Raw genomic sequence first — 18609 nt, 5'->3', positions numbered from 1 at the left:
GCAGGGCACCGTACAACGCGTTGATCAGCCGCGATACAGGCAACCTCGCGCCGATCCGGTGAAAGTCGCGCCGAGGCCGTACCCTTGTTGCGCGCGCCCCGTCCATCCCCCCATGACGGAGGCGAGCACGACTGCCCCGGCACCCACCCCCCTGGTCCGGGGCAGTCCCTTATTTTCGGCGGTGTCGTATCTCCGGTTCCGTATCTTCGGTGTCGTGCAGCTTCCCCGCGGTGTCACCGGCTTCTGGCACGTCCACTCCCCGCCGCCCGTGCCCGTCGACGTACGGACCTTCAAGACCCTCGGCTATTCGGTCGGCCGCGTCCTGGAATTCCGCCCAGCCGGCGTCACCCCCAACTTCCACCTGTTGGTGATCCGGGTCGGCTACAGCGACGACGTCGGCGTCATCTGCAACTCGACGCTGCCGCTCCTCGCCTTCGTCACCCTGCCCCTGGACAGCTGGCTACCGACCTTCATCGACCGCCCCGATCTGGCTCCGTCCTTCCATGGCTTCGACGTCCTGACCACCGCTGCTTTGAGCACGCCCCTCAGCAGCTGCGACCTCTCGATGTTGACGGACGTCGAACACCACCACATCCGCTACTGGCGCCCCGCCACCGCCGGCGAAGTCATCTTCAACTCCTGGGACTGACGAGGTTCTCGTCGAACCACACGTCCTCATGGCCCTTCGCGAGCACCACTCCCCATCCCGGCGGCAGCGCCAGGTACGGGATCAACTCCGGCGCATGGTCCCCGAGGTGCTCAACGTGGCTCGGCACAAAGAAGTCGTCCTGATCATTCGGGATCTCGCCGCCTCGCCACACGTACCAACCGTTGCTCTGCCCCTCCGGCGGATACCGCACTGCGTTCAACGGCAACAGATCCCGCCCCCTCGACGGCGCGATGCCGATCATCGTGCCCGCCGCCGGTATCGCCGGCACCACACCAAACCGTCGACACACCTTCCGCTGCACCCTCCGAAGCCGCACGCGTACATCCTCCACCGTGGTACGGCGTCTGTTGTCCGAACCGACTGCCGCGCCGGCAAGAGGAGAGACCTGCTTCAGGTGCCGGTTCGCCACGACACGCCTCCGACTATCAACAAGAACCCGAGGTCGCAGTAACTGAAGCTTTGCTTCAGCGGCGTCGGTCAGCCTGATTGGATTCACGTCATGGTGGACAGGTATCCGAGACTCATGGTCGACCGAGAAATTGTGGTTGTGCGAGACGGTCAGCCTGAGCAGACGCGGTTGCGGGCATGGCTGGTCGGTTACGACGGACCGGTGCCGACCTATCGGATCGAATTGGTCACACGCCAAGGGGCCTACCCCTGTCCTTACACCGCCACGGGACCGGACATGTTCGAGGCACTGGTTCGCCTACGTCGTCAGCTTGAACCGGACGGCTTGACGATCGCGGTGCAGGGATCACGGCGCGATACCTACCCGAGCGGGATGCAACGTGACATGAGCGGCGGCGGGCGGGTCTATGTTCTGCGCCCGGGGAGGCCCGTAGGCAGGGATGACGTCGTGAAGACCTTTGATGACGCCCCCGTCGACCAGGTGGCGACGGTCGAGGAACAGCGGGCGTTCTGGGACGCGTGGCGGGCTACGCGCAAGAAGCCGCCGTCAGGTCGGGCGGATGCCGCTGGCTGAGATCCCCAAGCTCATGGCGGCAGGCCAGGTGCCGGACGGGCATCCATGGCGGCGCTGGGATTTCTCCTCGCCACCCGATGACAGGGCGGGGGGCGGGGGCGTATGACGAACTTCCTGGCACAGCTCAAGGTCTGCGCCAGGAAGTCCTCGAAACCTCCAACTACCGAGCCTTCAATTACATCCGCTACTTCGCCGCTTCCCGGGCGCGGAGGTCCTTGCGGAGGATCTTGCCGGAGGCGGACTTGGGGATGGCGTCGAGGAATTCGACCACGCGGACCTTCTTGTGGGGGGCTACGCGGTCGGCGACGAAGGTCATGACGTCGTCGGCGGTCATGGCGGCGTCGGCCTGGGTGACGACGAAGGCCTTGGGGACCTCCTCGCCTTCGGCGTCCCGCACGCCGATGACGGCGGCGTCGGCGATCTGGGGGTGGGTGAGCAGGAGGGCCTCGAGCTCGGCCGGCGGGACCTGGTAGCCCTTGTACTTGATGAGTTCCTTGACCCGGTCGACGATGCTGACGACGCCGTTCTCGTCGATGACGGCGACGTCGCCGGTGTGCAGGTAGCCGTCGGAGTCGAGGGTGGCGGCGGTGGCCTCGGGATTGTTGAGGTAGCCCTTCATCACGTTGGGCCCATTGCACCAGAGCTCGCCGCGTTCGCCGACGCCGAGCTCCTCACCCGTCGCCAGGTCGACGACCTTGTTCTCCATGTTGGGCAGGATGAGGCCGACGGTGCCGATGGCGATGTCGTCCCGGTCGTCGGGGATGGTGTGGCTGACGGGACTCATCTCGGTCATGCCGTAGCCCTGCTTGATCTTGCAGCCGAGGCGCTTGTGGACGGCTTCGGCGAGTTCCTCGTCGAGCGGCGCGGCGCCGGAGAAGAGGACCTTCATGGCGGACAGGTCGTAGGAGTCGACCATGGGGTGCTTGGCGAGCGCGACGGCGACCGGGGGCGCGATGTAGACGCGGTCGGTGCGGTGTTCGGCGATGACGCGGAGGAACTCGGCGAGGTCGAACTTCGGCATGGTGACGACGGTGGCGCCGATGGCGAGCGCGTGGTTGAGGGTGACCTGCATGCCGTAGATGTGGAAGAACGGCAGCACGGCCAGCACCCGACCGATGTTGGACGTGTCCATCATGGCGTCGGTCTGCACGATGTTCGCCACGAGCGCCCGGTGGGTGAGCATGACGCCCTTGGCCCTGCCGGTGGTGCCCGAGGAGTAGGGCAGCACGGCGAGGTCCTCGGCGGTGTCGAAGGAGATCGACGGCGCGGGGGCGGTCGAAGCGAGCAGGTCGGAGAGGCTCACATGACCGTCGGCCTTGTCGAAGACGTAGACGTCGGTGATGCCGGCGAGCTTGGCGGCGGCGGTGGCCCGATCCAGGAACCCGGAGACGGTGAACAGCGCCTTGGCGCCGGCGTCGGTGAGCTGGCCGGCGACCTCCTCGGCGGTGTACAGCGCGTTCGCGGTGGTGGCGACGGCGCCGGCGCGCAGGATGCCGTGCAGGGTGATGGCGTACCCGGGGGTGTTGGGCGCGAACACGCCGATGACGTCGCCCTTGCGCACCCCGCGTTCGGCCAGGGCCGCGCCGAGCCGGTCGACGGCGGCGGCGAACTCGCCGTAGGTGATGGTCATGCCGGTGATGCCGTCGATCAGGGCGGGTCGGTCGGCCTTCTCGGCCAGCCCACGGAAGATCAGCTCGTGCACCGGCTGCGTGGGGATGTCCACATCGGGGAAGGAACTACGGAACACCATGGCGACCCTGCCTTGCTCGCTCGGCACCTGCGACCCCGTGGACACTGCCACGCCGCACGGACGTGAGCGAGCGCACACGCGCGTCCACCGTGAAGTTGTTCCCGCAAGCAGTGCCGTTACGACACTCGACAGTGAATCACTCTTATGGAGTAGCAAATCTACTTGTGGTGGACATTATCGGTCTGCGAAGTTGTGTTCGCCCACCGGATCGGCTCTCACACTCCCCGATCCGGCGAGTCATGTGCGGTTCGTCCCCCCGTCGGACCGCCGCCCCGCTTCGGCCCCCTGCGGCACCCCCTCGCCCAGGACCGCCGCCGCGGCGGGTGAAACGACGTGGGACGGCCCGGGGCCTCGACTCCCCTTCGACCCGGGACCGTCCCACGGTTCACGTCAGGGCGCCGGCTGCGACCGAGCCTTCCGCTGCCGAAGGTACACATACACCGCACCGGCTGGAATGCCGATGACCAGCAGGAACGGCAATATCGCGCCGAGCCCCACACCGATCCCGTTGACGGTCGCGACCAGCGCGTGCCAGCCGGCGCCGAGTGCGCTCAGGAAAGTGGCCTGATCCTCGACGGGCGGAGGCGGCGCGGCGGTCCTGCTCACGTCTACGGTGACGGTGGACATCGCGACCTGCGCGGCGAGGGTGTCGTGGCGCTGTTCGAGGGATTCCAGATCGGCCTCGCGCTTGGTCAGCTCGCTCTCGATCTGGGTTATGTCGCTCAGCGACGTCGCCTTGTCCATCAGCGCCCGCACACGGTCGACGCTGGCCCGCTGCGTGGCGAGGCGACTGGTCACGTCGACCATCTGGTCGGTGACGTCCTCGGCGTGCTCGCTCTGCGAGGTGACCTTCGTCGCGTACGAGCCGATCGTCTTGAGCACCGCGTCCAGCTTGTCGGCCGGGACCTTCAGCGTCAGGGTGCCGTGATCGTCGCTGGAGTTCTGGTCGCTGGAGTAGCCGCCGACGCCGGCCGCGGCGGCGCGGATCTTCGCCACGGTGTCGGTCACGTGATCGGTCGTCACGTTGATGGTCGCGGTGCGGACGACCTGGCGGCCGTTGTCTGCCGGCGGTAAAGACGTCTGACCACCGGCGGATTGACTGGCTCCGGACTTGCTGTCGCCGGGCTGATTCACGCTGGGCGCCTTGGCGTCTCCACCGTTCGAACCGGCGATGGCCGCGGTTCCCGCCGACGTGTTGGCGGGGCCCGCCGCGGAGCAGCCCGTGACCAGCAGCCCGGCCAGGCAGACGAGTGTGAACGTTCTTCGGGTGCGTGACATCCCTGCGCCCTCCCCTTCTCGGATTCCTCCCGAGGACGGGATCCGACGCCGGGCGCGTTGCGGTCAGAACGTCACGATCAGGACTCGTCCGCGACGGCCGGCCGGTCGCCGGCGGAGCCGACGAGGTGTTGGAAGGCGCTGAGGTTGGCCAGGGACTCGCCGCGCGACACCCGCCAGTCCCACTCCCGCCGGATGGCCCCGGCGAAGCCGATCTCCAGCAGTGGGTTGAAGTCGCCGTCGGCGGCCTCGAGCACCTGCCCGAGCAGCCGGTCGAGCTCGTCGGGGGTCACGGCGTGCAGCCCGATCCGGCCGACGAGGTAGATGTCGCCGCGGTCGTCGAGCGTGTAGTGCACGCCGTAGAGCCGGGCGTTGCGGCGCAACAGGAAGCGGTAGACCTCCTCGAACGCCTCGTCCGGCTTGCGGCAGACGAAGGCCTCGACGAGCAGCGCGTGCTCCGTGACGATCAGCCAGCAGTTGGTCTGCAGCTTCTTGGTGCCGGGCAGGGACAGGAAGTAGCGTCCCGGGCCGCGGCGGTCGTAGGAGATCTCGTTGTCCCGCAGCGTCCCGGCGATCAGGCCGTCCAGCTCGTCCAGCGTGGCGGTCACACCGTCACCTCCCGTCGTCGCACCTCCGACAGGAAATCACGTCCGGCCTCGGCGTACCCGGCCAGGAGGGCGTCGGTGGTGCGGTCCCACGAGAATCGCCGGGCATGGCCGACGGCGTTGCGCGCGAGTTCCTCGCGTAGGGACGGGTGCAGGGCGACATCGCCGAGGACCCGCGCCCAGTTGGCCGGGTCGTGGTTGCCGACGAGGCGTCCGGTGACGTCGTCGACGACCGCGATGGGCAGCCCGCCGACCGCGGCGGCGACGACCGGGGTGCCACACGCCTGCGCCTCCAGCGCGACCAGCCCGAACGACTCGTTGTGGCTGGGCACGGCCACGACGTCGGCGGCCCGGTACACCTGGGCCAATGACTCGCCCCGCTGCGGCGGCATGAACCGTACGACGTCGAGGATGCCCAGCTCGACGGCCAGTTCCTGCAAGGCCTTGGGCTGCTCCAGGCCGGATCCGGACGGCCCGCCGACGATGACGACCACCAGCTTCGACCGCAGCTCGGGCCGCTCCACCAGCAGCTCGGCGGCGGCCCGCAGGAGCACGTCCGGGGCCTTCAGCGGCTGGATCCGTCCGACGAAGGTCAGCACGATGGCGTCCAGCGGCAGGTCCAAGGCCGCCCGCGCGGCGGCCTGACTGCCCGGGGTGAACCGGCCGAGGTCGACGCCCGGCGGCACGGTGAGGACTTTGGTCGGATCGGCGTCGTAGAGCGACACCAGCTCGCCGGACTCGACGTCGGTGTTGGCGACCAGGCGATCCGCCTCGGCGACGACCTGTTCCTCGCCGATGACCCGCATCCGCGGCTCGGGGGTGTCGCCCTTGGCCAGGGCGGCGTTCTTGACCTTCGCGAGCGTGTGGGCGGTGTGCACGAGCGGCACGCCCCAGCGCTCGCGGGCGAGCCAGCCGACCTGGCCGGACAGCCAGTAGTGGGAGTGCACGACGTCGTAGTAGCCGGGCTCGTGACGGGCCTCGGCCCGCAGCACGCCGGCGGTGAAGGCGCAGAGCTGGCCGGGCAGCTCGTCCTTGGCCAGCCCCTCGAACGGCCCGGCGACGACGTGCCGCACGGTGACGCCGGGCGCCAGCTCGGCGACGGGCGGCAGGTCGGAGGACGTGGCCCGGGTGAAGACCTCGACGGCGATGCCCCGCTCAGCCATCCGCCGCGCCGTCTGGGCGATGTAGACGTTCATGCCGCCGGCGTCGCCGGTGCCCGGCTGTTCCAGCGGCGACGTGTGCACGGACAGCACCGCCACCCGGCGCGGGGATCGCTCTGGGGTCACGTCAGGATCCTGCCTTCGTCGTCGTCACGGATCGCGCGAAAGTGGCCAGGTCGGCGGTGAAATCCTCGACACATTCCACGAAGGGCATATGCCCGACGCCCTCGTACCAGCGGGTCCGGGCGTGCGGGACGAGGCCGGCGGCGTACTCGCTGGCCCGCAGGTCCACGACCGAATCGGCGGTGCCGTGGACGATCAGCGTCGGCACGTCGACGGAGCGCAGGACCTCGGCGCTCTCGACGTCACGCTGGAACAGGGCCGCCCGCACGCGCGGCGGCACGGAGAGCGGAATGGACAGGGCGCTCTGGAGGGCCGGACCGTCCAGCGGCGTCGCCGTCATCCGGCGGGTCAGCTCCAGCAGCGCCGGCACGGCGACGTCGGCGTCCTCGGACAACGCCGCCGGCAGGGCGGCGCGCATCGCCGGGCCGACGTGGCCGCCGGGGTGACGTCCGATCTCGGTGATGGCCCCGACCAGCACGATCCCGGCCACACCGGCGGTGCCGTGGCGACGCAGGTAGTCGGTGATGACGAGCCCGCCGTAGGACCAGCCGACGAGCACCGCGGGCGCGCCGACAGCGTCCAGCACGGCGGCGACGTCGCCGGCCCAGGTTTCCGTATCGCGGTAGCCGTCCACGGGACGGTCGGAGTCGCCGTGCCCGCGAAGATCCAGCGCAAACGTTCGCAACTGGCCGGATCCGACGTCGCCCCAGCTGCTCGCCGCTGCCGCCCAGCCGTGGATCAGCACCACGGGTGGCGCGTCCTCCGGTCCCGACACGTGGCAGGCGAGCGCCGTCCCGTCCCCAGCCGTCACCCTCACAACGTCGTCAACGCCGCAAGTACCGCGGGTTCTTCCCGAACGGTCAACGCAGTGCCGACAGGCCCTGCCACTGCTCCCAGCCCATCGCCCAGTCGTAGATGTCGCCGTCGGCGGCCGACAGCGGCACGTCGGAGCCGGTTACCTCGACCGGATCGCCGTACATCGCCGTGCCGAAGTAGGCCTGCGCGTCCTCGGTGGACAGGTTGACGCAGCCGTGGGTGACGTTGCTGTTGCCCTGGTCGCCGACGGTGTTCGGGTTGGCGTGGATGAACTCGCCGTTGTTGGAGATGCGGACCGCCCAGCGCTCGTGGGCGTGCTCGTAGTACGGCGGGTTGGACATGTCCTTGTCCTCCCACTTCTCCGTCACGATGTGCGTGCCGTTGCGGGTCACCCGGTCCTGGCTGGCGCCGGATCCCATGCTCGCGTTGTAGGTGGCGACCACGTTCCCGTCCCTGACCACGGTCATCTTGTGTGTGGTCACGTCGGCCTTGACGATCTGCGAGCGGCCGATGGTGAAGGCCAGCGTCAGGTTCGCCTTGCCGTAGGTGTTGTTGCCGTAGGGCACGCCGTACAGGGCGGCGGTCAGGTTGATCTTGCTGCCGGGCTTCCAGTAGTCCTTGGTGCGGTAATGGATGCGGGAGCCCTGGTCGCTGTCGGGCAGCCAGCCCCAGGCGCCGGTGTCGGGCTGGTCGGACCGCACGGACAGCGCCTTCTCCACGGCGTTGCGGGCCTTGTCGTCGATGTGCCCGGCGAACTGGAGGATGATCGGCGCGGCCACGCCGACCTGGGCGTTGTCGTCGATGTTGAGCATGCCGCGGACGAGGGTGCCCGGCGCGACGGTGCTGAAGCTGCCGTGCACGGTTGTGGGCTTCCCGTCGGCGTTGACAGCGCTCGCGTCGTACGTGTACGTCTGGCCGAAGTCCAGCTGCCCCGTGTTGGTCCAGGTCTTGCCGTCCGACTTGCCCTCGACGGCCTTGCCGGCGCCGTCGGCCAGCTTCACGTCCTTGATCGTGCCGCCGTCGGCCGTGAACGTCACCGGCGTGTTGACGGTGACGGCCTTGCTGCCGTCGATCGGCGCGCCGGTCAGCTTGGCGGCCGGCGCGGGTGGCTTGGCCGGTGTGCCGGGCAGTCCGCCCGAACAGCCCGCGAGCACCAGCGCCGCCGCGATCACCAGCCCTGCACGCATCCGACCAGCCACGATTACCTCCTGACGTTGCTCCCCACCGGGGAGACGTCCGACCGGGTTAACAGGTAACGGTCGGCGCGTGTGAGCTTGCTCACCTGAGACCGGTGGCGGCCCACCGCGAACAGAGGAGAGGATCGAGGCCGTGAGCACTCAGCCCCGCATCGCAGTCGTCACCGGCGCCAGCTCCGGCATCGGCGAGGCCACCGCCCGTCGCCTGGCCGCCGAGGGTTTCCACGTCGTGCTCGGCGCCCGCCGGTTCGAGCGGATCAAGGCCGTCGCCGCCGAGATCGACGGCACCCCGCTGGCGCTGGACGTGACCGACGCCGCGTCCGTGGCGGCCTTCGTCGACCAGATCCCGGAGGCCAACGTGTTGGTGAACAACGCCGGCGGCGCCTTCGGCCTGGAACGCGTCGACGCCGCCGACGAGGACAACTGGCGCCGCATGTGGGAGACCAACGTGATCGGCACGCTCCGTCTGACGAAGGCGTTGCTGCCCAAGCTGATCGCCTCCGGCAACGGCCACGTCGTCACGATCACCTCCATCGCCGCCCAGGAGATCTACGACAACGGCGCCGGCTACACCTCGGCCAAGCACGCGCAGTCCGCGCTGCACCGCACGCTGCGCGGCGAGGAACTCGGCAAGCCGGTTCGTTTCACCGAGGTGCTGCCCGGCATGGTGGAGACGGAGTTCTCGGTCGTGCGCTTCGAGGGCGACGCCGAGCGCGCCGCCAACGTCTACCAGGGCCTGGTTCCGCTGGTGGCGGACGACGTCGCCGACGTCATCGCGTTCGCCGTGACCCGGCCGGAGCACGTCAACCTGGACCAGATCGTCATGAAGCCCCGGGCCCAGGCCTCGGCGACGCGGGCCCACCGGGACTAGTCGGCGACCAGGTCGACGTCCAGCTCGTCGAGGACTTTCCCGATGGGGCTGGCGAAAACGACCGTGCCCGAGGTGTTGCCGGCCACGTAGAGGCCGACCACCCGGTTGTCGGGATCGACTACGGCGGAGCCGGAATCGCCGTAGTCGCCCATCATCCCGCCCACGGACTCGATCCGGAGCTGGTCCCGCAGCACGCGGACGCACAATCCGTCGCGATAGTCCAGCAACACCGTGGCGTCCACGGACGCGATGCGGCCGGTGGTCAGCCCGGTCGTGCGACCCCGTTTGCGCACAACGGTTCCCCGCACGGCCGGCGCCGATCCGGTCACCGCGCCGATGTCCACAATGGATGGCCGCCACGACCTCCTGCGCGACAACAACACCGCGGCCGCGTCGACCGAGCCGGACAGCGCCGCCCGGCACAGCGCGCCGACCACGTCCTCCGGACGGCTGCCACCGTCCACACGGGACGGATGCACCATCACGTCCCCGATGGACCACGCGTCGTCGACGCAGGCGGCGTGAAAAGTGGTGAGCCCCATGACGTTGCCGTCGCGATCGGTCGCCAACGCGCCCAGCGTGCCGACGATCGCGTACTCGCCGACCCGCGACACATCCGGCGGCGCGAGCAGGACCGTCCGCCACGGCCCCATGCTGATCCCCCCGAGCACGTCCTGATGCCGCTCGGCGCCGCGTGCCGGCGGGAAATCGGCGCCCGTCGCGAACAGAGCCCGGTGCAGCACAACGTCATCCGCGACGACATCCGTGACGATGCCGTCGATCTCGGCCGGCACCAGGTCGTCCCGGCGCAGGCGCTCCGCGGGGATCTTGTGCCGCACCGACACGACGATCCCGATCTGGCCGGTGCGCCGACCAGCGGTGATCTTCTCGCCGATGTCGACGCCGACAACCCCGCGCAGGGACAGCAGGTCGACCTCGGCCCGTCTCTTCACGGGCCGGATCCCGGCCCGCACCAACTCGTCCGCGCTGGTCACGGCGACCTCCTCCGCGCGTTTCCCCCAACAAACCCATGAAAACACGCGGGGTGAGTGTCAGTTGACTCACTGTCACTCGTTCAGCGGCGGCCGAACGGGTTGTTCCCGGTCAGAGTCGGCAGCCGACCAGCACCGGCTCGGCCTGCAACCGCACGCCGAACGCCGCGAGCACGCCGTCGCGCACCTCGCCGGCCAGCGCGAGCAGGTCGGCGGTGGAGGCCTCGCCGCGGTTGGTCAGCGCGAGGGTGTGCTTGCCGGACAAGGACACCCGCCCCTCGGCGGCCGGGTAGCCCTTGCCGAACCCGGCCCGCTCGATCAGCCACGCCGCCGACATCTTGGTCTTGCCGGCGCCGCCCGGGTACTGAGGCACCGTCGCGTCCGCGCCGACCCGCGCGGCGACCTTGGCCAGCACGTCCGGCAGCTCGCCGTCGTCGACGATGGGGTTGGTGAAGAACGACCCCGCGCTCCACGTGTCGTGGTCCTCGGCGTCCAACACCATGCCCTTGCCGCGGCGCAGCTCCAGCACGGCCCGGCGGGCGTCGGCGACGGGCACCCGCGCGCCGAGCTCGACGCCGAGCAGCCGGGCCAGCTCCGCGTAGCGGATCGGGGCGGACTGGCCGCCGTCCTGCAACGCGAACCGGGCCCTCAGGACCACGGCGGAGTCGGTGCCCTTGAGCACGCTGGACCGGTAGGTCAGCCCGAGGTCCTCGGCCTGCACCTGGTGCACCCGCCCGTTTCGGCGGTCGAGCAGGTCCACGGAGGTCAGCACGTCGGCGATCTCCACGCCGTACGCGCCGACGTTCTGCACCGGCGTCGCGCCGACCTGGCCCGGGATCCCGGACAGGCACTCCAGCCCGCCCAGCCCCTGCTCGGCGGCGAAGGCGACGGTGCGGTCCCAGTCCTCGCCGGCCTCGATGGTCAGCTCGACCCGGCCGTCGGCGAGCCGGTCGAACGACCGTCCCTGCGTCGCGACGCGCACCGCCAGGCCGTCGAAGCCCTCGTCGGCGATCACCAGATTGGAACCGCCGCCGAGCACCAGCAGCGGCTCGCCGGACTGGTCGGCGGCCCGCACCGCGTCGACGACGTCGGCGGCGCTGGTGGCTTGCAGGAAACGGGCAGCCGGACCGCCCAGACGCAGCGTCGTGTACCCGCTCAGCGGGACGGACGTGCGTACTTCGGTGCTGGACAGGGGGGTGGTCACGGACGTCAACGGTAGCCTCCGCGACATGGCACGCCGCATTGAGCACCAGGCGACTACCCGGTGGACCGCCGACCAGGTCCACACAACCCTGGTCGACCCGACCTACCTGCGCGACCGCTTGAGCAAGCTCGGCGGCACCGACGCCACCCTGCTGGAGCACCAGGTAGACGGCGAGAAAGTGCACCTGCGGCTGCGGCACGGGGTGCCGGCCAGCGAGCTGCCGTCGGCGGTCCGCGCGTTCCTCAAGGGCGACCTGGTGATCGAGCGCACAGAGGACTGGGACCGCAACGGCGACGGCGGCTGGCTGGGGCGGGTACAGGCCGGCATCCCGGGTGTCCCAGGTCACATCAAGGGCGCGATGCGGCTGTCCGACGAGGCCGCCGGCGGCAGCACCATGCTGATGCGCGGCGAGGTGGCGGTGAACATCCCGTTCGTCGGCGGCAAGGTCGAGGAGATCGTCTCCGGCCAGATCGTGAAGCTGCTGACCCGGGAGTTCGAGCACACCACCGAGTGGCTGGCCAAGCACGAGAGCTGATGGCCAAGCAACCACGGCTGGCGGCCGGCCGCGCCCGAGCGATGGGCCTGCCGACCCGCGGCACGACCAACCCGAACCGGCTGCGCCGCGTCGACCGCTGGATGGTCGGCGACCCCACCGTGCGCACTGCCCTGGCGGCGGGCTCCCTGGTGGTGGACCTCGGCTACGGGGCGACACCGGTGACGACTGTCGAGATGGCGGCGCGGCTCCGGACCGTGTGCCCCGACCTGCGCATGGTGGGCCTGGAGCTGGATCCCGAACGGGTCGCGGCCGCCGAGCATGCCGCCGATCCGCCGCTGCTGACGTTCCGCCGCGGCGGCTTCGAGCTCGCCGGCCTGCGACCGGCGCTGGTGCGCGCGTTCAACGTGCTGCGGCAGTACTCGGAGGCGGACGCGTTGCAGGCCTGGGACGGCCTTCGCGGCCGCCTCGCGCCCGGCGGGCTGCTGGTCGAGGGCACGTGCGACGAGATCGGCCGGCGCTGCTGCTGGGTCCTGCTCGACGAGACGGGCCCGCTGACGTTCACCATCGCGTGCAAGCCGGCGGACATCGCGACGCCGTCGGACGTCGCCGAACGCCTGCCCAAGGCCCTGATCCACCGCAACGTGCCCGGCGAGCGGGTGCACGAGTTGCTCACGGCGATGGACGACTGCTGGGCGACCGCCGCCCCGTACGCGCCGTTCGGGCCGCGGGCGCGCTGGGTCGAGACGTGCCGGCTGGTGGCCGACCGCTGGCCGGTGCTCGACGACCGGCGCCGGTGGCGGCTGGGCGAGATCACCGTTCGCTGGTCGGCGGTGGCGCCGGCGGGCTAACGTCGGTCGGGTGCACTACGCGGAGTTGACCGACGCGTTCCACGCCCAGAGCACGGCGTTTCGGGAGTCCGCCATCCAGGCGGGGCCGGACATCCCAATCGCCACCTGCCCGGACTGGCGGATGGAAGACCTGGTCGTGCACGTGGTCGGCGTGTACGACTTCATCCTGCGCGCCATGGAAGGCGAGCAGGCGAAGTTCGAGCGTTCCTCGGGTTCGTGGCCGGAGCTCCTCGCCCACTTGGAGGACGTGGTTCCCACGCTGCTGCAACGGTTGCGCGACGGGGATCCCGACCAGCAGGTGTGGACGTCACGGGATAAGCCGACCGACCTGCGGTCGATGGCTCGTCGCCTCGCGCACGAGACGGCGATCCACCGCCTCGATGCCGACAGCGCCGTCAAGGACCTGCCGACCCTGGTGTACGGCACGGAGTTCGCCGCCGACGGCGTCGACGAGTTCGTCAATGCGATGCTGCCGGCCATCACCGAGCGCCGGCCGCCGACGGTCGCCGGCACCGTGCTCTACCACGCCGCCGACGCCGGCCAGATCTGGCAGGTACAAGTGGACATCGGCACGCCCGTCGCGCCGACCGAGCCCGGCGCCGCGGTGAACGCCGACGTCAGCGTGGTGGGCACGGCCGACGCGGTCTACCGGTCGGTGTGGGGCCGGCCGAGCACCGCCGTCGTCAGTGGTGACCGTTCGGTTCTGGCCGCCCTCACGCCCCCGTGATCTCTGCCAGAATCTCCGGCTGTGTCCTCCAACGAACGCCGTTACGTGATCACCCTCGGCTGCCCCGACCGCACCGGTATCGTCGCCCGGATCGCGAGTTTCCTGGCCGAGGCGGGCGGTTGGATCGTGGAGGCGGCCTACCACACAGACCAGGCCACGAACTGGTTCTTCACCCGGCAGGAGGTCCTCGCCTCCTCGCTGCCGTTCGACATGCGGGAGCTCAGCGCGCGGTTCGCCACCGTGGCCCGCGAGCTGGGGCCGCGGGTGGACTGGCGGGTCACCGACACGGGGGAACGCAAGCGCGCGGTGATCCTCGTGTCCAAGGAGGGCCACTGCCTGTACGACCTGCTCGGCCGGGTCTCCTCCGGCGAGCTGGACGTCGAGATCACGTCGGTGATCGGCAACCACCGGGACCTCGCCGGCATCACCGAGGCGCACGGCATCCCGTTCCACCACGTGCCGTTCCCGGTGGGCGACCCGGAGGGCAAGGCGGCCTCGTTCGCGCAGCTGCGGCAGCTGGTGGACGGCCACCAGCCGCACGCCGTCGTGCTGGCCCGGTTCATGCAGGTGCTGCCGCACGAGCTGTGCATGGCGTGGGCCGGCCGCGCGGTGAACATCCACCACAGCTTCCTGCCGTCCTTCGTCGGCGCGAAGCCGTACCACCAGGCCCACACCCGCGGCGTGAAGCTGGTCGGCGCGACCTGCCACTACGTGACCGCCGAGCTGGACGCCGGCCCGATCATCGAGCAGGACGTGATCCGCGTCAGCCACAGCGACTCGGACCGGGACATGGTCCGCAAGGGCCGGGACATCGAGAAGATCGTGCTGGCCCGTGGGCTGCGCTGGCACCTGGAGGACCGGGTCCTGGTGCACGGCAACCGCACTGTCGTTTTTTAGATCGGTGCGGGCTAGCCGGCCAGGCCCTCGATGACCTCGGCGCCGGCGAGCTTGGCCAGCAGGTCGCCGGGGACGAGCAGCTTGCCGCCGCGAATGCCGCTACCGACGACCAGTTCCGGCTCCGCCGCGACGCGGGCGTCCAGCAGCAGCGGCCAGTCCGACGGCAGGCCGATCGGCGTGATGCCGCCGTACTGCATGCCGGTCAGGCCCACGGCCTCGTCCATCGGCGCGAACGACGCCTTGCGGACGTCGAGGCGGCGCTTGACCACGCCGTTCACGTCGGCACGGGTCGTGGCCAGCACCATGCACGCCGCGTACCGGAGCTCGCCGGCCCGCTTGCCGGCGACGACCACGCAGTTCGCGGACGCCTCCAGCGGCACGCCGTAGTGCTCGCAGAACGCCGCCGTGTCGGCAAGGTCGGGGTCGATCTCGGTGGCGCCGATGCGGTCGACGTCGGCGGCGTCCAGGGCCCGGATCGCGTCCAGCACCGGCGGGGCGAGCAGCTCCGGTCGGGCCAGGGCCGGGCCTACCTGCAAGGTTCCAGCAATGCTCCACTGCGCCATGGCGTCACATTAGCCAGCGAGGAAGTCGACGAGCAGCGATCGGACCTCGCGGCGGTGGGTGATCAGCGGGGCCGGCGAGTCGATGATCTCCAGCCGGCCGTTCGGCAGCGCGGCGGCGACATCGCGTGCGACCTGCTCGGGATGCAGCGGATCGCCGACGGCCCCGACCACCAGCACGGGAGCGGTGACCTTTGCCAGCAAGGAGGCGTCAGGGGTCGGCACCTGCTCCGGCAGCAGGCGCAACGCGTCGCCGAGCCTCAGGAGCGCCGTCACCCGGGTCGAAACGTGCTCGCCGACAGCGATTCCAGCGGGCACCTCCGCGGCGACAAGCTTGTGCAGGCCGTCGACGTCACCGGCTTCGACGGCCTCGGCGAGCTGCTCGAACGCCCACATCGCCGGCGTGGCCCGCGGCTTGTCCAGGGCGGCCGGCAGCATCAGCACGACGCGTTCGAAGCGGTCCGGACGACGGGTGAGCAGGGTCGTGATCCCGCCGGCACCCATCGAGACGCCGACCGCACGCGTGGCCAGTGCCTCGTCGGCGATCCGCTCGATGTCGGCCGCGATGGTCGGATACGTCCAGTAGTCGGCGGGGGCGTCCGGGGCGTCGCCGTGCGACGGAAACGTGACGACGACCCTCGTACCGGGCAAACCGGATGCCGGGATGCGAGCCTCACCGGGAGTGGCGCCGAGACCCGGCGCCACCAGGGTGACCGGCGTGCCGCGGCCGTGCGCCTGCCAGGCGGCTACCAACGGTTGCCGCGCTGGACCTCGTTCAGCTTCGGCCGCACGTCGACGATGTAAACCAGCACCGCCACCAGGGCGGCCATCCACAGGATGAAGGTGCTGCTCTGCGGGCGGAACAGCAGCAACGCGGCCAGGCCGCCGCCGGTGATGAGCGACCACGCCGTCTTGGTCATGCGGTCCGCGGCGGTGTACGCGTCCGCGCGCTGGAGCAGCGCGTGCAGGAACGCGTACGCGCCGACCGGCATGGCGGCGCACCAGATCGCGAACAGCACCCAGTAGTCAAGAGGGAAGGCCACGGAGGTCAGCCTACGTCGCAGAGGCGGCGGACGGGAATGACAGTGCCGGGGAGCGCCGCGGCGGGCGCTCCCCGGCGGTGCCGGTGGATCAGGCCTCGGGGGTCTCGTCGGCCTTCTTGGCGGCGGTCTTGCGCGGCGCGGACGCCTTGCTCGTCACCTTGCGGGTCTCCGCGGCCACCTCGGCGCCGGCCTCGACAACGGCCTCGGCGACGTCCTCGGTCGCCTCCTCGATGTCCTCGGCCACCTTCTCGCCGGTCGCGCGGGTGCGGCGGGCCAGGTTGCCCAGCACGTCGTCGGCGCGGTGCTGGAGGTCGCCGACCTGGTCCAGCACGATCTTGACCTGCGGCTGCTCGCGCAGCTTCTCCAGCGTCTCCTCGCCGTGCTCGGCCAGGTAGGTGTACAGGTTCGAGGCGGCCGTGGTGTAGGTGTCCAGCAGCTTGCGCAGCTCGGACGGGTCCAGCTTCTCGCGCAGGCCCGGCAGCTCGTCGACGGCGGTGCGGGCGGCCTCGGCCCGCTCGTTGACCTGGGTGCGGGCCTTGGTCAGCGCGTCGGACAGCGCCTTGCCGGCCAGGTCGCCGGCGCCGAGCGCGGCCAGCAGCGGCGTCTTCGCCTGCTCCAGCAGCGCGGCGAAGGTGGCGGCGGCCTGCTCGCCGGCCTTGCGAACGTCCTCGGTGGTGGGAAGGGTGGGCATCGAAATCACTCCTCGGTTGCGTCGGCGGAGTGCTTGCTAGCGTTCTCCCGCCGGAAGGTCTCGTAGACGTCGAGCAGCACCTGCTTCTGCCGCTCGGTGAGCTCGGTGTCGGCCAGCACGGCGTCCACCACCGCGCCCCCGACCCGCTGCTCGAGGATGCCGGCCTGGACGTACAGCGCCTCGGCCGAAATCCGCAGTCCCTTGGCGATCTGCTGCAGGATCTCCGCGCTGGGCTTGCGCAGACCCCGCTCGATCTGGCTCAGGTACGGGTTGGACACGCCGGCCAGCTTGGCCAGCTGCCGCAGCGAGATCTGCGCGTTGCTGCGCTGCTCGCGGATGTAGTCGCCGATGTCTCGCCCCAGGTCGGCGACCGCTTCCACGGCCTGATCGACGCTGTTCTTCTTGTCCATCCCGCCTCCTTTCCTCCTCCGACGGTACGCACCTGTGCTAGCAGTTGCAAGCGGAGTGCTAACACTGGTCGCGTGCTTGCGGTCACACCGGTCTACCGTGGTGCGGTGTGCGTGCCGACCTCGAACGCGAGGCGCGCAGACTGCGCGGCCGCCTCGTGGACGAGCTGGTCGACGAGGGTCTGCCGCTGGACTCCGGCTGGCTCGCGGCGTTCGAGGACGTGCCGCGCCACATGTTCCTGCCATGGCTGTTCGAGCAGCTGCCCAGCGGCGCGTGGACGCTGCTGCCCCACACCGACGAGCGCTGGCTGCGGATCGTGTACGCCAACCGCGTCGCGGTGACCCAGCTCAACGGCGACGAGTCCCGGCGCGACTCGGCGCTGGCCGGACCGGTCGACGGCGTGCCGACCTCCTCGTCCAGCATGCCGGCGATCATGGCGATCATGTTGGCAGCGCTGGACGTCCGCACCGGCGACCGGGTGCTGGAGATCGGCGCCGGCACCGGGTACAACGCCGCGCTGCTGTGCCACCGGCTGGGCGAGCACCGCGTCACCACGGTCGACGTGGACCCGGCGATCGTCGCGCGGGCGGCGCAACACCTTGCGGCGAGCGGCTTCCACCCGACCTGCGTCGCCGCCGACGGTGCGCAGGGGTATCCGGCCAACGCCCCGTACGACCGGGTCCTGGGCACCTGCTCGGTGTCGACGATTCCCTTGGCGTGGTTGGAACAGACCGCCCCGGGCGGCTACGTCGTGACGACGCTGAACCGGCCGATCGGCGCCGGTCTGGTCAAGCTCACCGTGGACGGCGAGCGCCACGCCACCGGCCGGGTGCTGGCCGACGACGGCCGGTTCATGCCGCTGCGGGCGCACCGTGGGCCGGGGGTGCACGAGTTGATCAACAAGGTCCGCGACGTGACCGCGCCGGTTCGGCCGACCGGGCTCACCGCGACCCGGCTGTTGCGACCGGCCGACCGGTTCGAGTTCTTCGCGGGGCTGGCGCTGCCGCACGTACTGGCCTGGTCCGGCGGGCACGGCGAGACCTGGCTCGCGCACGCCGACGGCTCGTGGGCCTGCTACGCGCGGCACAGCGTCCGCGAGGGCGGCCCGCGGCAGCTCTGGGCCATCGCCGAGGGCGCCTACGAGCGGTGGTTGGCGCTGGACACGCCGCCGCGCGAGCGCTTCGGGCTGACGGTCGGGCCGGACTGTCAGGAGTTCTGGCTGGACGACCCGGACTCCACGATCAGGTGGCCGCTGACCTAAGGTCTTGCGCCTGACGTAGCGTCAGGTGTCAGGG

General features: G+C 70.5%; 22 protein-coding genes. 8 read left to right on the top strand and 14 right to left on the bottom strand.

The annotated features are described in order from the left end of the window. Positions 1–214: 214 nt before the first annotated feature. A complete protein-coding gene (locus tag BCF44_RS01650) occupies positions 215–649 on the top strand; it encodes a hypothetical protein (protein ID WP_147328364.1) in 435 nt (144 codons plus the stop codon). Here the strand turns inward: BCF44_RS01650 and BCF44_RS56465 are convergent. Further along, a complete protein-coding gene (locus BCF44_RS56465) occupies positions 633–1079 on the bottom strand; it encodes an immunity protein Imm33 domain-containing protein (protein WP_211352846.1) in 447 nt (148 codons plus the stop codon). The two genes, BCF44_RS01650 and BCF44_RS56465, sit on opposite strands and share 17 nt — an antisense overlap. Positions 1080–1193: 114 nt before the next feature. Between BCF44_RS56465 and BCF44_RS01640 the strand changes: the two genes are divergently transcribed. Next, positions 1194–1652: a hypothetical protein gene (locus tag BCF44_RS01640; protein ID WP_211352845.1), complete on the top strand. Its 459-nt coding sequence runs from the start codon at positions 1194–1196 to the stop codon at positions 1650–1652. A gap of 184 nt (positions 1653–1836) precedes the next feature. On the opposite strand, the gene BCF44_RS01635 is transcribed toward BCF44_RS01640, so the two are convergent. The 6 genes from BCF44_RS01635 to BCF44_RS01610 form a co-directional block, all read right to left on the bottom strand. Then, positions 1837–3402, bottom strand: a complete 1566-nt coding sequence (locus BCF44_RS01635) for an AMP-binding protein (protein WP_116172823.1) — start codon at positions 3400–3402, stop codon at positions 1837–1839. A 390-nt stretch (positions 3403–3792) separates the two neighbouring features. After that, on the bottom strand, positions 3793–4680 hold the full coding sequence (locus tag BCF44_RS01630; RefSeq protein WP_116172260.1) for a DUF4349 domain-containing protein: 888 nt from the start codon (positions 4678–4680) through the stop codon (positions 3793–3795). 77 nt (positions 4681–4757) lie between these two features. Continuing rightward, a complete protein-coding gene (locus BCF44_RS01625; protein ID WP_116172822.1) occupies positions 4758–5273 on the bottom strand; it encodes a type III secretion system chaperone family protein in 516 nt (171 codons plus the stop codon). A gap of 8 nt (positions 5274–5281) precedes the next feature. Then, positions 5282–6568, bottom strand: coding sequence for a D-inositol-3-phosphate glycosyltransferase (gene mshA / locus BCF44_RS01620; RefSeq protein WP_116172259.1), 1287 nt, complete (start codon positions 6566–6568; stop codon positions 5282–5284). Between the two features lies 1 nt (position 6569). Continuing rightward, on the bottom strand, positions 6570–7376 hold the full coding sequence (locus tag BCF44_RS01615; protein ID WP_246014772.1) for an alpha/beta fold hydrolase: 807 nt from the start codon (positions 7374–7376) through the stop codon (positions 6570–6572). A gap of 49 nt (positions 7377–7425) precedes the next feature. Next, positions 7426–8580, bottom strand: a complete 1155-nt coding sequence (locus BCF44_RS01610) for a L,D-transpeptidase (RefSeq protein WP_211352844.1) — start codon at positions 8578–8580, stop codon at positions 7426–7428. Positions 8581–8710: 130 nt separating this feature from the next. Between BCF44_RS01610 and BCF44_RS01605 the strand changes: the two genes are divergently transcribed. Next, positions 8711–9448: an SDR family NAD(P)-dependent oxidoreductase gene (locus BCF44_RS01605; RefSeq protein ID WP_116172256.1), complete on the top strand. Its 738-nt coding sequence runs from the start codon at positions 8711–8713 to the stop codon at positions 9446–9448. On the opposite strand, the gene BCF44_RS01600 is transcribed toward BCF44_RS01605, so the two are convergent. Beyond that, positions 9445–10443, bottom strand: a complete 999-nt coding sequence (locus BCF44_RS01600; protein WP_116172255.1) for a chymotrypsin family serine protease — start codon at positions 10441–10443, stop codon at positions 9445–9447. The two genes, BCF44_RS01605 and BCF44_RS01600, sit on opposite strands and share 4 nt — an antisense overlap. 109 nt (positions 10444–10552) lie before the next feature. Next, positions 10553–11653, bottom strand: coding sequence for a UDP-N-acetylmuramate dehydrogenase (locus tag BCF44_RS01595; protein ID WP_246014771.1), 1101 nt, complete (start codon positions 11651–11653; stop codon positions 10553–10555). A 16-nt stretch (positions 11654–11669) separates the two neighbouring features. Between BCF44_RS01595 and BCF44_RS01590 the strand changes: the two genes are divergently transcribed. The 4 genes from BCF44_RS01590 to purU are packed head-to-tail and all read left to right on the top strand — an operon-like array spanning position 11670 to position 14612. Next, positions 11670–12179, top strand: a complete 510-nt coding sequence (locus BCF44_RS01590) for a DUF2505 domain-containing protein (protein ID WP_116172253.1) — start codon at positions 11670–11672, stop codon at positions 12177–12179. Next, the gene (locus tag BCF44_RS01585; protein ID WP_116172252.1) at positions 12179–12988 is read left to right on the top strand and encodes a class I SAM-dependent methyltransferase; all 810 of its coding nucleotides are present in this window, start codon (positions 12179–12181) and stop codon (positions 12986–12988) included. The genes BCF44_RS01590 and BCF44_RS01585 overlap by 1 nt, the downstream gene beginning before the upstream one ends. A 10-nt stretch (positions 12989–12998) precedes the next feature. After that, on the top strand, positions 12999–13715 hold the full coding sequence (locus BCF44_RS01580; protein ID WP_116172251.1) for a maleylpyruvate isomerase N-terminal domain-containing protein: 717 nt from the start codon (positions 12999–13001) through the stop codon (positions 13713–13715). A gap of 21 nt (positions 13716–13736) precedes the next feature. Then, positions 13737–14612 (top strand): formyltetrahydrofolate deformylase, encoded by an 876-nt coding sequence (gene purU / locus BCF44_RS01575; protein WP_116172250.1) that lies wholly within the window; start codon positions 13737–13739, stop codon positions 14610–14612. Positions 14613–14623: 11 nt separating this feature from the next. Here the strand turns inward: purU and BCF44_RS01570 are convergent, their stop codons facing one another. The 5 genes from BCF44_RS01570 to BCF44_RS01550 all read right to left on the bottom strand — a co-directional run bounded on the left by BCF44_RS01570 (position 14624) and on the right by BCF44_RS01550 (position 17316). Then, a complete protein-coding gene (locus BCF44_RS01570; RefSeq protein ID WP_116172249.1) occupies positions 14624–15175 on the bottom strand; it encodes a YbaK/EbsC family protein in 552 nt (183 codons plus the stop codon). A gap of 9 nt (positions 15176–15184) precedes the next feature. Beyond that, on the bottom strand, positions 15185–15925 hold the full coding sequence (locus BCF44_RS01565) for an alpha/beta fold hydrolase (RefSeq protein WP_116172248.1): 741 nt from the start codon (positions 15923–15925) through the stop codon (positions 15185–15187). Further along, a complete protein-coding gene (locus BCF44_RS01560) occupies positions 15919–16215 on the bottom strand; it encodes a DUF2516 family protein (RefSeq protein ID WP_281283067.1) in 297 nt (98 codons plus the stop codon). Before BCF44_RS01560 ends, BCF44_RS01565 begins: the two co-directional genes overlap by 7 nt. Before the next feature lie 88 nt (positions 16216–16303). Beyond that, a complete protein-coding gene (locus BCF44_RS01555; RefSeq protein WP_147328363.1) occupies positions 16304–16906 on the bottom strand; it encodes a hypothetical protein in 603 nt (200 codons plus the stop codon). 5 nt (positions 16907–16911) lie between these two features. Further along, positions 16912–17316 carry a helix-turn-helix domain-containing protein gene (locus BCF44_RS01550; RefSeq protein WP_116172246.1) on the bottom strand — a complete coding sequence of 135 codons (405 nt, stop codon included), beginning with the start codon at positions 17314–17316 and terminating at the stop codon, positions 16912–16914. A 107-nt stretch (positions 17317–17423) separates the two neighbouring features. On the opposite strand from BCF44_RS01550, the gene BCF44_RS01545 reads away from it, so the two are divergent. Next, the gene (locus tag BCF44_RS01545; protein ID WP_116172245.1) at positions 17424–18575 is read left to right on the top strand and encodes a methyltransferase domain-containing protein; all 1152 of its coding nucleotides are present in this window, start codon (positions 17424–17426) and stop codon (positions 18573–18575) included. The last annotated feature ends 34 nt before the right edge of the window (positions 18576–18609 follow it).

The organism is Kutzneria buriramensis (genome assembly GCF_003387475.1).
GTDB lineage: Bacteria > Actinomycetota > Actinomycetes > Mycobacteriales > Pseudonocardiaceae > Kutzneria > Kutzneria buriramensis.
Note: the sequence above shows the minus strand (reverse complement) of the source record. Positions and strands in the feature narration are given on the sequence as shown.

Bases quoted from the DNA above. Each gene is read 5' to 3' on its own strand.
- BCF44_RS01640 (WP_211352845.1), top strand. From the start codon at position 1,194: ATGGTCGACCGAGAAATTGTGGTTGTGCGAGACGGTCAGCCTGAGCAG.
- BCF44_RS01635 (WP_116172823.1), bottom strand. From the start codon at position 3,402: ATGGTGTTCCGTAGTTCCTTCCCCGATGTGGACATCCCCACGCAGCCG.
- BCF44_RS01630 (WP_116172260.1), bottom strand. From the start codon at position 4,680: ATGTCACGCACCCGAAGAACGTTCACACTCGTCTGCCTGGCCGGGCTG.
- BCF44_RS01590 (WP_116172253.1), top strand. From the start codon at position 11,670: ATGGCACGCCGCATTGAGCACCAGGCGACTACCCGGTGGACCGCCGAC.
- BCF44_RS01585 (WP_116172252.1), top strand. From the start codon at position 12,179: ATGGCCAAGCAACCACGGCTGGCGGCCGGCCGCGCCCGAGCGATGGGC.
- BCF44_RS01570 (WP_116172249.1), bottom strand. From the start codon at position 15,175: ATGGCGCAGTGGAGCATTGCTGGAACCTTGCAGGTAGGCCCGGCCCTG.
- BCF44_RS01555 (WP_147328363.1), bottom strand. From the start codon at position 16,906: ATGCCCACCCTTCCCACCACCGAGGACGTTCGCAAGGCCGGCGAGCAG.
- BCF44_RS01550 (WP_116172246.1), bottom strand. From the start codon at position 17,316: ATGGACAAGAAGAACAGCGTCGATCAGGCCGTGGAAGCGGTCGCCGAC.